Raw genomic sequence first — 13,915 nt, 5'->3', positions numbered from 1 at the left:
CCTAACCTCTTCCCTGCTAGCGTTGGGGAGCAAGCATCAAAGCCTCTCTCCCTATGGGGGAGAGGAATGGAAGCGGGGTTCTAAGAATAAGTTGCACACGGCGTGAATTATCAATTTTTAATTAGACGCTGCCTTTTCTACAACATTACGAATTATTTCCTCCAAGGTTTGGAGTAATTCTTGCTCGTTGTAAGGTTTAGAAAAGTAAGCCCGCGCCCCCAATTGCATAGCTAATTGCCGGTGTTTATTGCTACTACGAGAAGTCAGCATCGCAACTGGAATATTTTTTGTATCAATGTCTGAATTTACCTTACCTAAAAAGCCATAACCATCTAGGCGAGGCATTTCAATATCACAAATTACTGCCTCAACTCTCAATCCACTATGGAGTTTATCTAACGCATCTTGACCGTCTTTAGCTTGTTCTACTTGATACCCTCCTTTTTCAAGGGTCAGGGCTAAAAAGCGGCGAACATTAATTGAGTCATCTACGATTAAAATTGTGCCTTTCTGCTTAACAGACGCTGCTGATATTTTGTCTTCGTCAAATATCAGGAACGGTGTCTTTAACCTTGCTGATGGTAATTGAGTACCTTTAGGAGTCCGCCGATTCGTAGCAATCCAATACAGCAACTCATTGACATTAACTAATGGCACTACTCGACCATCACCGAGAATTGTACAATTGCTGAAGCCTTCAGGTAAAGGTATATTTCCTTCGACTTGGCGAATAGCAACTTCTTGTTCACCCCAGCAACGGTCTATTTGGATTGCTACTGGCTGATTATTCCCTTTGACTACTAACACGCTGTTAGCATTAATCGCTGCCGGAGTCTCTAACTCTGAGGTATCATAGCGCAGGCAATTAAACTCTAAATAAGGAGTCAAGCGAATCAGTGGTAGCATAGTTCCTTGCCAATTTAGAACTTCGCTACCTGCCATTTGGAAAACTCGCTCGTCTTGGAGTAAAGATATTTCTGAAATAACATCTGTGGGAAATGCCAATAGCATTTTGTTGATTTCTACCAGCAGAACTCGCGCTACAGAAAGTGTAAATGGTACTGATAGGGTGAAGGTAGTACCAACTCCTGGTTCCGTATCAACTTTGACATCTCCCCGAATTAGTTTGAGGTTGTTGCGAACTACATCCATACCGACACCGCGGCCAGATAATGCTGTGACTTGCTCGGAGGTGGTAAAACCTGGTTCAAAAATTAGTGATAACAGTTCTTCATCACTAGCATTAGCGAGTAGAGAAGCATCCAATCCCATAGCTAGGGCGCGGATGCGAATTTTCTCCAGAGAAATGCCCCAACCATCATCACGGATAGTAATCAGGGTACGATTACTGCGGTGAGTAGCTGTAATTTCAATCAATCCTTGTTCTGGTTTATCCAGAAGGCGGCGGGTGGCTGAGTCTTCGATACCATGATCGAAGGCGTTCCTTAACAGATGCATTAAAGGTTCATTTAATGCTTCTAAAATGCTGCGTTCAATTAAAGTATTGCCACCTTCAATTTTTAACTGGACATTTTTCCCATATTCTACATTTAAATCGCGCAAGGCTCTGGGAAAACGTTCGATTAAATCGGACAGCGGCCGCATTCGGATGTGATTTAGCTTTGTTTGTAACTGTTTTGATGTTTTGTTTAGTTTCCGAGCAATTTGGTCTGTATCATCTACACTGAGTTGCACATCAGTTGTAACTTCCTGTACCTGAACAATGGTTTCCATAACTTCCTGCGATCGCAGGTTGAAATCGTTATAGCGATCCATTTCTAAGGCATCAAGTTCTCTGTCTGTGCCTTGTATTTGGTGGCCATTTTCAGCTTGCGGTTGCACCCCAAGAGACATGGCAGCTTGAGGAGAAATTTTGTTGTAGGCTGTACGTAACTCCTGGTTTTCTTGGTCGAGAACTTGGACTCGCTGCTTCAGGTTACGAACGAGTTTGCGTAATCTTTCTAGTTGCGAGTTTAACCCATTCCGTTGAACAATCAGTTCGCCAAATAAATCATTAATTTGCTCTAGTTGTTTGCTGGGAACTCGGACGCTATTTTCATGAATATCCCGCTCTTTCCCAACGCCATTCGGCTCTCCTTTGCCTTCGCCAAATCTGGCATCTGGAGAATTATGTTCTTTAGAAAATATTGTATTTTGCTCTGTGACATTGACAGCATTCACATCATCAGCAAATTCTGCATCCAAAAATGTAAAATTGGCAGCAATACCTGCGGCGGGCTGCGCCAACGCTTCATGATTAATCCAATTTTCTCTAGTGTTTTCTGGTTGCCAAACAGATGTTGACACTACTTCTGTATCTGTGGTAGTAACCTGTGGTATTACTTCTGCTTGTAATAGTGGCTGTGATTGCGTATAACTACCCAAGTCAATTTCTGTAGGTAAGTTATCTAATTGATTTGTCAGGATCAAAGCTTGCGATCGCCGCCATGCAAGCAATGCTAACTGGGCAATTTCTGGAATGCGCGAACTGCTAGCAATTTCTAATTGCTGCGTTATTGACTCACAAAGCTTGGTAAAAGCAGCCAACTGGAGCATTTCCCCTAAACCGCCCAATTCAGTTGCCATGATCACAACTTCTTCATGCAAACCAGGCTGTTCACTATCTGCCAATATAGATTCTAGGCGCTGCAAACACTCTTCTACTTCTGTGCCAAATAGCAAGGGGATAACGTCTTGCCCATCTTCTGGGGATAGCATGGTTGAGGCATCCTCAGGGGTGGGGTCACCCAAGCGATCGTGCAACTGATCAAAAATTGGGTAACAAAAGGTTACTAACCACTGATCTTCAACAACGTTTCCTTCTGCAAGCAATTCTACAATCTGACGCAGCCAGTCAACTCCAGATAGCAATAAACTTTGTAACTGAGTATCAATTTCTAGAGAATTTTTTTTAGTTTTTAAAACTTTAAAGGAATCTTCCAGACGGTGAGATAAATCACTTAGTGATCTAAATCCCATCATCCCCGCGCCACCTTTGATAGAATGAGCGGCGCGGAGTGCAGCATTGATTTTATCCAAATCGATCCGGTTAGTAGTATCGATTTCCAGTAATACTCCTTCCAGGATATTTAAATAATCAGTTGCTTCTTCCAGAAACTGCATCTGGATTTCTAGTTCTTTGTCTTGCAGCATGGTTTTTGTTAATAGTCAAACAATTTGGGATTTTAGATTGATCCATACCTAAATTCACAGGCTTGCCATTTAATTTTAGATTTTGGATAATAGAATTATTCTCCTGTTGAAATTCGCTTGCTCCAGACATTTTTATATTTGGAATCTTCTCTACGAGAGGCTCCGCCAACAATTCCAAAATCCAAAATTTAAAATCTAAAATTCGGCCATTTTTCAGTAGTAAGTAGTGAAAAAACAACTGACAGATGACCACTAACTAACTTTGAAAGTCTCCACAGTCTCTTGCAACTGCTGGGAAATATCCACAGTTTGTTGCAGAGATTCGGAAACTTGGCGAGAAGAATCGCTTGTGCGTTGTGATACAGCAGCAATATCTTTCATCAATTGGGTGACACTTTGCGATGTTTCTACCTGAGATGCAGTTGCAGTAGAAATCGACTGCACCAAGGAGTCAATTTGATGCGATACATCCAAAATTTGACTCAGACTTTGTTTAGCTGACTCCACAATTCGAGTCCCTTCTACCACTTGGGTGGTTCCTATTTCCATCGCCTGCACCACTTCACTGGTTTCTCGTTGGATATTTTCAACAATTTCTTCAATTTCTTGGGTTGCAGCGGCACTCCTGACTGCTAATTCGCCGACTTCTTCCGCAACTACGGCAAAACCTTCACCTTCTTCACCCGCACGCGCTGCTTCAATACCCGCGTTGATGGCAAGCAAGTTGGTTTGGATGGCGATTTGGTTAATCAAGGACACCACGCGAGAAATTTGTTGAGAAGATTCTCCTAAACGTTTCACTTTTTTAGCAGTTTCACCCACAGTTTCCCGCAAAGACAGGATATTTTGTACTGTCAAATCCATTGCGTGTCCACTCTCAGTGGCGGTGTGGGCGGCGTGGTTAGCAATGAAAGCAGCTTTTTCGGCGCTTTCAGCTACGGACTGCATAGATTGGGTCATTTCGTCAACAGCATCGAGGGTGCGGTTGATTTCGGCAGCTTGGGTGAGTGCTTCCTCTGCTAAGTGGCGGATGGCCCCTTCGTTAGAGCCAATAGCAGTATTCACGTAGATAGCAGCCTGTTGAACTTGGGTAACAATATCCCGGAGGCTTTCTACAATGGAGTTGAAAAAGTCGGCAACAGTGCCTATTTCTCCAGAGGTCACGTCTGCACGCACTGTCAAGTCACCTCTGGCTGCACTTTCTACGTCGTTGAGCAGTTCTAAAAGTTGCTGTTGCAGTATTTCTTTTTGATGCCGTTCGTCGTCAGAACCGATTATTGCAACATTCCTAGCTTGTTCTATCTCCTCTAACAACTTGGCTTGTTCCAAGGCATAGCCAATTTGAGTTGCTATCTGTTGAAACAAGTCAATTTCCGGCTGTTGCCAAATACGAGGAGTTTCGCAATGATGAGCAATTAATAAGCCGAGAAGTTGTTCTTGGGCTATAATCGGTACAATCAAATGACCTTTGACAGCAAATTTTTCCAACAGTTGAATGTAACCATTGGCATTTTTCAAGCTTTGGTCTTGATGAATGTTAGCAACTGCTTGCACCCGGCTATCATGAGAAGTTTCTAGATAACGTTCCCGAAAATAGGGGTCGTCGATTTGCACTCCGATCATTTCCGGCCAATTACCAGTTACCGATTCAGCAACGACGATGCCATCCCAAGTATCTGGATTCAGACTATAAATGATTACCCGATCTGTTTTTAGCGATCGCTGAACTTCTTTTACTGCTGCATGATAAATATCTTCGGTTTTGAGAGTTATCCGAATTTGTCGGGTAATATCTGCTAATAATTTTACGCCTTCAACATCCAGTTCTTGTTCCTTAACTAAAACCTGCAATTGTTCGGCCATCTGGTTGATATTTGCACTCAATACCCCTAATTCGTCTTCTCTTTCAATTTCCAGACGGGTGTTGAATTTACCTTGACCAAGCTTTGCTAATGCCGCAGTCGCATTGATAATTGGCTGTGTAGTAAGTTTAGCTAATCGAGATGCGATCGCAGCCACAATCAATGCTGTCAGTGCTGTACCAATGGCTATAATCCACAACAATTGTCTTTGCGGCTCAAATAAAATTGCTGTATCTGTGGATAAAAGTACTTGCCAGTTTAAATCTGGCAAGCCGTCTAACTTACTGGCTGGTACGTAGCTGACTAATTCTTGTTTTTTGTGAGTTTTGGGAACTTCTATAAAACTATCTACTTTTTTGGCTGCAAGGAGTTTAGCTAAATTAGAATACTCTCCCTTTGCCTGTTTCCCCAATAATTCTTTTTGTGGACTCAAGAAAACTGTTCCCGAAGCATCGAGCAAATAGTATTGTTCTCCATTGGCTACGTAGTTTTTGATGACTTCCTCTAAAGATTTTACGGGCATACGTGCTTGTACCACGCCAATAGTTTGGCCCGTGCTTGTCTCTTTAACGGGTGCAGCTATATAAATACTCAGTTTACCTGTATTTTTTGCTGCTTCCGGTTTGCTGATTATAGGAGTATCTTTTTGCAGAGTGTCTTGAAAAAAGGTACGGTCTTTTTGGTTTTCCAGGGGTTCGCCTGTGGATTGCACAATCAAGTTACCTTGGCGATCAAAGACGGCAATACTGTCATAAGCTTTGTAGGCTTCGACAACACGATCTAAAACTGCTTGTTTTTCTTGAGTGGTGATACCGGCACTAGTTTGGGAATTTGTCAAAAAAGGCAAACTTGATATTACCTGAATATCACCGTAGCGTCCCAACATAAAACGGTTAAGTTTATCACTTAAACCAGTGGCTTCGGCTTGTTGAGATTGAGTAATTTGCTTAGTAATTGACTTGTTGACAAAGCTAAAAGCGATCGCGCCTATGCCCAATACTGGTATTGTACCGATTGCGATCGCTAAAATAGTCGCTTTCTTAACTAATCCCAGCCTTGTAAAAGAGGCAATAGCCTGATTTAGGGAAGAATTCTTAGCCCTTTCAGGAGTTAGCTTACTTGGTAGCTTTACTACAGTACCAGTGATTTTTTGGGATGAAATCAGCGATGCTCGATTTTGAGCGCCACTACCTTGATTCGTGTTGGTTTTATTAAACATAAAAGTAGTTCTCCTAAGTACGTGAATAAGAACACTAAAAATCTTTTTTTAGTAGTACACCCTAATCACTGCGGAGAATAGAAGACTGCACAATCGCCTGTGCATCTAATACCAGTAATATTTCTTCCTGTTGCACAACACACCCACATAAATAAGGAACTAAACTAGATGCCACTTGTCCTATGGGAGAATGAATAGCATCAACTGCAAACTTAGTTGTACCTTTTATTTCTTGGACAACTAAGCCCAACACCAATGATTCCACGCGAATAATGATCGCATTGTACTGTCGCAGTCGATAATCTAGAGATTCTAAATTGAGCATTCTGGGCAAATCAACTACCCAAATTATCCGACTCCGCCAATTCATTAATCCTAATATGCAGGGTGGCATATTAGGCATTGAGGTGATAGATTCAATAGGCACAATGATTGCTTCTTGCGTATGTTTCATTGATAAAACAGCAGTAGTCTGTTGATTTAGCTGAAACTTTAGATAACCATCTGCTAAATTATTTTGGATTGGTTTTGAAGGAAGTGTAATGTTTGTACTAGTCATTGATTCAAATTACCACTGATTTAATAGTACGCAGGAGATGTTCGCGGGTGTAAGGTTTAGTTATATAGGCATCTGCACCTTGTTTAATTGCCCACAAACGGTCAATTTCTTGATTTTTGGAACTACAAATTACAATCGGCACTTTTGCAGTAATCGGATTTCTTCTTAGAGAACGACACAATTCAAATCCACTCATTTCGGGCATTACTACATCAGTAACGATCGCATCTGGTTTTTCTAACACAGCTTTTTCTAAAGCTTCTTTTGCACCAGAAGTTTTAATTACGTTGTAACCACTCTCTTTAAGATAATGGCTCATTAATTCCAATTCGCTGGGAGAATCTTCTACAATCAGAATTGTGACAAGTAAAGTCAGGCTCACTACGAAATCTCCTAAAAAGTAACTTAAGGCGATTAAATTTGGTATAAGAATTCAGGAGTCAGGAATCACAATTCAGAATGAACATGCCAATTTTAGAAAATTGATATAAGAATAAAGTAAATTGATGTGCCTTCTGCCAAAGTATCAAGTCTTGAAATGTCTTTGCTGGTTGTCTCATTTCTTCTGACTCCGGAATTCTGACTACTAAATTAACCAAGATGCTTAAAAACCATTTTTAGCAATTCTGATTGTGTAAAAGGCTTAGTCAAATATCCTGATGATCTGACTAACTTAGCCTTTGCCCTGTCGATAAATCCTGTTCTACCAGTCACCATAATGATCGGTGTATTTTTAAAAGCCGAATGTTTCCGTAATAAAGAACATAGCTCGTAGCCATCTAAACTTGGCATCTCAACATCTAGCAAAATCAGATCGGGCTTACTCCGGAGAATTTGCATTAAAGCTTTTACCGGATCATTGATCATCACAACTGAAAAGGTGTTTTCATCCAAAAAGTGTTTGATTGAATTTAAAACTGTTTGGCTATCATCGATACAGGCAATTGTATATAGTTTTTTGCCAACAGGTGGCTGAGTAGTTTTATTATTCTCAGGAATATCAAAATTGATTTGTATCGGCAATTTTTGCCCAAGTTTTATTTGCAGTTGTGGCTGAACTTGAGACGGTTGTATTTTAGACAAAACTTGGGAACTTCTACCAGCCGGAATTGATGACTGGATATTTTGCCGATTTCGTAACTGCTTTTGACAGTGTTCAACAAGTAACCGCAAATCCAGGCAACAGAACTTTGGTAGTTCATTTAAAGAGCTTTCAGGACTGAATTCATAGCTACCTTCTTTTAAGCATAGAAATGATTCCAGTACTTCTTTTGCCAATTCGTCTATCAGCCTTGCTGCTTGCACAGAGGTGATATAGTTTTGATTTACTAACCAACAAATAGCTTGGTAATCCGCATTTGATATTGATTGATGTTCATTCTTCGTCTCAAACATCAGCCGCATCTGCACGCGAGTAGCGCTGTTGAGAGCAGGAATTTGCTGGCTCAAGCGTCGCAAGTGACTGTCAAGGCGCTCAAATAGTTTATCTGAATAGGAGGCATAAGTAAGTTTCCCGTCCTCTAGATAGATTGACCAAGAAACTATTTCAGTAAATATATTTAAGCAGCCTGTAGCACGCCGACTGGTTAATTGTGCCAACAGAGATAGCGGATGTAGTTTCTGGAATAACCTGTAGCTACCTATAGGAGTTGTGCTCATTTTACTTTTACTTCAGCTAAATTCGATAGGTGTAAGCTAAATTTGTGCAGAGTTATTCCACAATTGCAATTAAGTAAAAAGGATAAAGCCTTTGTATTTTAAAATACATCAGTTTATATTTAGGGATTGTGGTGAAACTCAACGACAACAGCGTTATTTTCAAATGATCAAATCTCAGTAAATTCGTAAATTATTATTAATTTACTTCCTGTTACCGAGATTTACAGACATCTTTGGAGAACAAGACATAAAAATGTCAAGAGTATATGAAGCCACTTTCCATTGAGTAACCCCTATCTGACCACAGGAATAATACCGATTTTATTGACAGTAATACGTTTGTACTGCTGTATTTACACTTAAGTAAAATCTAGTCTTTAACTAGCTAAGGGCTAGATGAAGCCACTTTGTATCGAGTAACTTCAATTTGACCACAGCAATAATACTGGTTTTTTTAACAAAAACAAAACATAATTCAGAAGGGCTAATGACAGTACCACAAAAAGGCGTGAAATTAACCGGCGTCTCCAGGTGAATTGTTCTAGTTGTCCAAAAAACTTGCGCGATCGCCAAGTCAAGCCCCTGTCAGTTGGCCGTGTAATTGTCGCCACTTGGCATCCCCAAGAAACCATAGTTTTAGAAACTATCCGCCAGATGGGATTAGAATTACAAGTCATATTGAATAAAGGTGCGGTGATGGTGCTACCGTCAGGAATTAATAAAGCCACAGGGTTAGCCGCCGCCTTGGATGAGATGCTGCAATTCCGGGAGAATCATCAGTGAAGAGGAAAACTTGATCGCAACTTGGCTTCTTGTCGAAACCAAGTTGCGATCGCAGAAGCATCTCGCTTGGCAAAGTTTAGTGATGCCTGCGGTTTTTGCTAGCCTACGCAGATTCTCATAGTGATTAATCCCAACAACAATCGCCCAATTCTTAGCCATATTCAACTACCATTTATTTCCGCTTGAATTTAAAAGTCATCGCTCCTTTTCCCCCGGCTTTACCACCACCAATCCCGAACAAACTGATTTGTCCTTCGGCATTGACTTCTACTGAGAGTTCCACCTCATTGAGCTGCATCTTAGAATCTGGTTGATCAGCTTCATCAAGCATTTCCCGCATTGCTTCCAGAAACCCCTTCATTTCTTGCTTGAGTTTAGTTACCTCTACTTTGCGTCTAGTAATTACTATTTCGTCTTTTTTTCGGCTCACAACTATTTCTTCAGTGGTTTCAACTCCAAGTCGTCCTCCTCTATCTCCACTGCTTCTTGCTCCAATATTTCTGAATGTTTCATTGGTGGTACTTGATGTTTCAGCCGTTTCTTCAGTAATAATCCAGATGGCTTTTGGTGTTGAGTTTTCTGCTGACATAAATTTTATTATTGAAATTATTCTTGATTTAACTAGCTTTTACCAAAGCTTCTAGCACCGCCGTTCTCGCTTCGAGTTCGGCAACTCTTTGGTTTAATGGTAAATTTTCAACACATCCTAAATAGTGCGCCAAAGCGCCAACTACTACCTCAGTTTTAGATGTGCCAGTCTGTTGAGCGTAGTTGTTAAGCTTTTCTAGAAGATACGGGGGAATTCTGACGACAATTTGAGGTTTGGTCATGGCAGGCAATTATTTTTTAGTTTTAGACTATTAACTGCATGACAGTGCATTACTATTATTCAGTAGTAACACGTAAACTTGCAATAGCGAAGAACAGATTAGTCAATATCAACGCAGAAATGGCTAAAAATTGGGCGATCGCGATCGGCATTAACCAGTACAACAATCTTCAGCACCTAAACTACGCCAAATTAGATGCCGAAGCTATGCGCGATTGGTTTGAAAAGGAAGTGCGGTTTGACAGAGTGTTTCTGTTTACAGAGGATTCAATTGCAATTCCCACTTCTCCACCCATTCCCACTCAGCCTACTTACGGTAACTTGCGGCGGTTTTTACGGGCAAACTTTGAAAAGCCACTATTGGCATCAGGGGATAATCTCTGGTTTTTCTTTGCGGGTCACGGTTGTCGGTCAGCTGACCGTGATTATCTTATGCTGATGGATAGCGATCCAGGTGATGTAGAACATACGGCAATCCCTGTTGATTTTGTTACCCAAAGATTGCGCCGTAGTGGAGCAGATAATGTCGTGTTGTTTTTAGATGCCTGCCGCGATCAAGGAAGCAGGCGAGGAGAGGGTATTGGTGAAGAACATCAGGGAGTAGTCACCTTTTACTCTTGCAGTCCCAGTCAAAAGTCTTATGAAATTGAGCAGTTGCAACACGGCTCATTTACCCAGGCGTTGTTAGACGGGTTGGAGATAGCAGGTGAAGGAAACTGTGCCACAGTAGAAAGGCTGGAGCGATATTTACAATGGAGAGTTCCCACAATAAATCAAACGCACCGGAAAACTCCACAACATCCCTATGCGATCGCCGAACCAGCCACCAAATTACACTTAATTTTGTTGCCCGATTATGCCACTCTCCATGATATTGCCACGATGAAACTTGACGCTTATCAAGCGGAAGTCAAAGGAGAGTGGGAATTAGCCAGACAGTTATGGATTCGCGTGAATGTGGCTGCTAGGGGTTCCGATATGCAAGCAATTGAGGCATTTTCTAGAATTCCCCAGCGACTTGGAGAGTCTTCTGCACCTCCAAAAAATCCTGAAGTTATTACTTTACCAAGGGGAGATAGATCAGTAGTTTCTGAGCCAGCACCTACAGGACATCAAGCTGGACTACAGGTTTTTCAGTTTGAGGTGGTGAACATAAATGCAAGTGGTCAAGAGGTGAAACGAGACAGAAGTAAAGCCCAATATTTCACCGAAGACTTAGGAAATGGTGTCAGCTTGGAAATGATTGCGATTCCCAGTGGCAAATTCCTGATGGGTTCACCATCAGGGGAAGGAAGTAATCACGAAAAACCTCAGCACGAAGTAACGGTTGAATCATTCTTCATGGGTAAATATCCAGTCACCCAAGCGCAATGGAAAAAAGTAGCAGCACTACCCAAAGTTAAGCGTGATCTGAAAACAGACCCATCTAATTTCAAAGGAGATAAACGACCAGTAGAGCAAGTATCTTGGAACGATGCAGTTGAGTTTTGCGATCGCCTCTCGAAATATACAAACAAGCAATATCGTCTACCTAGTGAAGCTGAATGGGAATATGCCTGTCGTGCAGGAACAAATACACCATTTCACTTCGGCGAGACGATAACGACACAATTAGCTAACTACGATGGAAATTCTACTTACGCTTCTGAGCCAAAAGGAAAAAATCGTGGAGAAACAATAGATGTAGGAAGTTTTCCACCCAACGCCTTTGGATTGTACGATATGCACGGGAATGTCTGGGAGTGGTGTCAAGATAGTTGGCATGACACCTATAAAGGAGCGCCTAGAGATGCAAGTGCATGGATAGATAATAATCAGTCTTGTATTCTGCGGGGCGGTTGCTGGATACTCAGTCCTGCCTACTGCCGTTCCGCGTCCCGCAACTTCCTCTATAGGGCGGAGCGCGACAGCATCTCCGACGTTATTGGTTTTCGTGTTGTCTGCGGGGTTGGGAGGACTCTTTAACCCTTTACACTTTAGCTCTTTTGCCCTTTGCTCTTATTTTCTTTATCCTTTTTGAGTGTAGCGAAGCAGAACGATCTAATTTTTTTTTGAAAATCAAAGGCTCAATTATAGAGAAAATTAATTAGGACTTACGCACGGACTACGATTTTACGTCATTACGAGCGTTGGCGCAGCCTCTTCTAGAGAAGCGAAGTAATCGCAAAGGCTGGTTTTTCTTCACGCTTGCGTAAATCCTATTAATCTTAAATTTATCTAAAATATTTAGGTGTGTTGGCGTGGTGTAACGCAGCAGATTCCCAAAGCAAACCAGCGTTTACCCAATAACTGAGCGATCACAAACTTGCAAGTGCGGATAAAAGGACTTGAACCTTCACTCCTTTCGGAACTAGAACCTAAATCTAGCGCGTCTGCCAATTTCGCCATATCCGCATCAGTTTATTATAATACCATAATAAATTATTTCTGGAAAGGGAAAATGTGGGACAAGGGAAAAATTAATTTCCTATGCCCCATACTTCGACTTCGCTCAGTACAAGTACTCAATTACATGACTGCAACACGAGGCAGACGATGCTTGAACCCGCAGAGAATTTCCCAGGAAATAGTGTTTAATTCTTCTGCCCAATCGTCCGCTGAAATTTGTTCTTTTCCCTGTTCGCCTAGTAAGGTGACTACTTCTCCTTCTTGGATATTGGGTATAGCACTCACATCCAGCATCAACTGATCCATTGTAATTGTCCCAATTTGCGATACTCGTTGACCGCGAATTAACGCCTGCATTTTGTTGGAAAGACCGCGAGGAACACCGTCAGCATAGCCAATTCCCACAACAGCGAGGCGGAGTTCACGCGGGGCAATAAATTGATGCCCGTAGCTGACAGCAGTTCCTGCGGCAATTGTTTTAACTTGGGTGACTCGTGCTTTAAGTTCCAAAACGGGCTTGAGGTCGATCGCATTTTGTAAATGGGTTGCTGGGTAGAGTCCGTAAACCGCTAAACCTACTCGCACAATGTCGTAGTGCAATGCCGGATTTGTGAGTGCAGCCGCTGAGTTTGCTAAGTGCAAGCAGGGCGGTTCTATTCCCATTGCTTTGATTTGAGCGATCGCTTGCTCAAATCGTTTATGCTGTTCTTCCATTGCCGTGGTGTCAGGATCATCTGCTGTTGCCAAATGGGAATAAATACTGGCAATAGATAGATGTGGTAAGCGCTGCACTAATTGCACAAATTCGCCAGCTTGCTGCCAGTTAGTTCCTAACCTGGACATTCCCGTGTCTAATTTGATATGTACTGGGATAGGGGAACCATAATTCATGGATTCTAGGGCATCGGAAAATACCAAAGCTTGTTTAGGGCTACAGAGTGTCGGCTGAAGTTTCCAGTGGGCGATCGCATGAATCTGCTCTGGTGTATGAGTTGCCCCTAAAATCAAAATGGGCGCTTGAATTCCGCCTTCTCGCAATTGAATAGCTTCTGGAACTGTAGCAACTCCTAGCCAACTAGCTCCCGATTGGATTGCAGTTTGGGCGACTGTTACCGCTCCATGTCCATAAGCATCAGCTTTTACTACCGCCATCAACTGGGTACGCGGTGATAAAAACTGCACTAATTGCTGTATATTGTACGACAACGCCCCTAAATCAATTTCTACCCAGGCTCGTTGCGAAAACCACGCGTAGGTGTCGCACTGCTGATTAGAAACTACACCAGGGATTTGTTTGCGACTTAACATTTGTACTGACTCCTATTGCACCACGGCTAAACTTCCAAGTTATCTATCTATACACGCTCCTAAAAGCGATATCAGATTAAATAGGAAGTTTACCCTTCATATTGGAATTCATACAAGATGTTGCATTATTAACTCTCAACTCATAACTTAATTTC

11 protein-coding genes and 1 tRNA gene are annotated in these 13,915 nt (G+C 41.9%); 2 read left to right on the top strand and 10 right to left on the bottom strand.

What is annotated here, in order from left to right; genetic code table 11:
• Positions 1-117: 117 nt before the first annotated feature.
• The 6 genes from V7K46_RS14835 to V7K46_RS14810 all read right to left on the bottom strand — a co-directional run bounded on the left by V7K46_RS14835 (position 118) and on the right by V7K46_RS14810 (position 8,452).
• Entirely contained in the window at positions 118-3,153 is a 3,036-nt protein-coding gene (locus tag V7K46_RS14835) for a hybrid sensor histidine kinase/response regulator (protein ID WP_335114303.1), read from the bottom strand.
• Positions 3,098-3,391 carry a hypothetical protein gene (locus V7K46_RS14830; protein WP_335114301.1) on the bottom strand — a complete coding sequence of 98 codons (294 nt, stop codon included), beginning with the start codon at positions 3,389-3,391 and terminating at the stop codon, positions 3,098-3,100. Before V7K46_RS14830 ends, V7K46_RS14835 begins: the two co-directional genes overlap by 56 nt.
• A 14-nt stretch (positions 3,392-3,405) precedes the next feature.
• The gene (locus V7K46_RS14825; RefSeq protein WP_335114299.1) at positions 3,406-6,234 is read right to left on the bottom strand and encodes a methyl-accepting chemotaxis protein; all 2,829 of its coding nucleotides are present in this window, start codon (positions 6,232-6,234) and stop codon (positions 3,406-3,408) included.
• 61 nt (positions 6,235-6,295) lie between these two features.
• Entirely contained in the window at positions 6,296-6,793 is a 498-nt protein-coding gene (locus tag V7K46_RS14820) for a chemotaxis protein CheW (RefSeq protein ID WP_335114297.1), read from the bottom strand.
• A 4-nt stretch (positions 6,794-6,797) separates the two neighbouring features.
• A complete protein-coding gene (locus V7K46_RS14815) occupies positions 6,798-7,175 on the bottom strand; it encodes a response regulator (protein WP_335114295.1) in 378 nt (125 codons plus the stop codon).
• A gap of 209 nt (positions 7,176-7,384) precedes the next feature.
• On the bottom strand, positions 7,385-8,452 hold the full coding sequence (locus tag V7K46_RS14810) for a response regulator (protein WP_335114293.1): 1,068 nt from the start codon (positions 8,450-8,452) through the stop codon (positions 7,385-7,387).
• Between the two features lie 531 nt (positions 8,453-8,983).
• Between V7K46_RS14810 and V7K46_RS14805 the strand changes: the two genes are divergently transcribed.
• Positions 8,984-9,235 (top strand): hypothetical protein, encoded by a 252-nt coding sequence (locus V7K46_RS14805; RefSeq protein WP_335114291.1) that lies wholly within the window; start codon positions 8,984-8,986, stop codon positions 9,233-9,235.
• Positions 9,236-9,407: 172 nt separating this feature from the next.
• On the opposite strand, the gene V7K46_RS14800 is transcribed toward V7K46_RS14805, so the two are convergent.
• Both V7K46_RS14800 and V7K46_RS14795 read right to left on the bottom strand, forming a co-directional pair.
• On the bottom strand, positions 9,408-9,824 hold the full coding sequence (locus V7K46_RS14800; RefSeq protein ID WP_335114289.1) for a Pepco domain-containing protein: 417 nt from the start codon (positions 9,822-9,824) through the stop codon (positions 9,408-9,410).
• Positions 9,825-9,852: 28 nt separating this feature from the next.
• On the bottom strand, positions 9,853-10,065 hold the full coding sequence (locus V7K46_RS14795) for a DNA-binding domain-containing protein (RefSeq protein WP_298910263.1): 213 nt from the start codon (positions 10,063-10,065) through the stop codon (positions 9,853-9,855).
• 119 nt (positions 10,066-10,184) lie between these two features.
• On the opposite strand from V7K46_RS14795, the gene V7K46_RS14790 reads away from it, so the two are divergent.
• Positions 10,185-12,029, top strand: a complete 1,845-nt coding sequence (locus V7K46_RS14790) for an SUMF1/EgtB/PvdO family nonheme iron enzyme (protein WP_335114287.1) — start codon at positions 10,185-10,187, stop codon at positions 12,027-12,029.
• A 347-nt stretch (positions 12,030-12,376) separates the two neighbouring features.
• On the opposite strand, the gene V7K46_RS14785 is transcribed toward V7K46_RS14790, so the two are convergent.
• Both V7K46_RS14785 and alr read right to left on the bottom strand, forming a co-directional pair.
• Positions 12,377-12,458: transfer RNA gene (locus V7K46_RS14785), tRNA-Leu, on the bottom strand.
• A gap of 114 nt (positions 12,459-12,572) precedes the next feature.
• The gene (alr, locus tag V7K46_RS14780) at positions 12,573-13,760 is read right to left on the bottom strand and encodes an alanine racemase (RefSeq protein ID WP_335114285.1); all 1,188 of its coding nucleotides are present in this window, start codon (positions 13,758-13,760) and stop codon (positions 12,573-12,575) included.
• Positions 13,761-13,915 lie beyond the last annotated feature (155 nt).

Origin of the sequence: Nostoc sp., from assembly GCF_036917395.1 — a bacterium.
GTDB lineage: Bacteria > Cyanobacteriota > Cyanobacteriia > Cyanobacteriales > Nostocaceae > Nostoc.
The sequence above is the reverse complement of the archived record's forward strand: the minus strand, read 5'-3'. Positions and strand labels throughout refer to the sequence as shown.

Coding starts and splice junctions, on each gene's coding strand:
- V7K46_RS14790 (WP_335114287.1), top strand. CDS start 10,185: ATGGCTAAAAATTGGGCGATCGCGATCGGCATTAACCAGTACAACAAT.
- V7K46_RS14800 (WP_335114289.1), bottom strand. CDS start 9,824: ATGTCAGCAGAAAACTCAACACCAAAAGCCATCTGGATTATTACTGAA.
- V7K46_RS14820 (WP_335114297.1), bottom strand. CDS start 6,793: ATGACTAGTACAAACATTACACTTCCTTCAAAACCAATCCAAAATAAT.
- V7K46_RS14825 (WP_335114299.1), bottom strand. CDS start 6,234: ATGTTTAATAAAACCAACACGAATCAAGGTAGTGGCGCTCAAAATCGA.
- V7K46_RS14795 (WP_298910263.1), bottom strand. CDS start 10,065: ATGACCAAACCTCAAATTGTCGTCAGAATTCCCCCGTATCTTCTAGAA.
- V7K46_RS14835 (WP_335114303.1), bottom strand. CDS start 3,153: ATGCTGCAAGACAAAGAACTAGAAATCCAGATGCAGTTTCTGGAAGAA.
- V7K46_RS14810 (WP_335114293.1), bottom strand. CDS start 8,452: ATGAGCACAACTCCTATAGGTAGCTACAGGTTATTCCAGAAACTACAT.
- alr (WP_335114285.1), bottom strand. CDS start 13,760: ATGTTAAGTCGCAAACAAATCCCTGGTGTAGTTTCTAATCAGCAGTGC.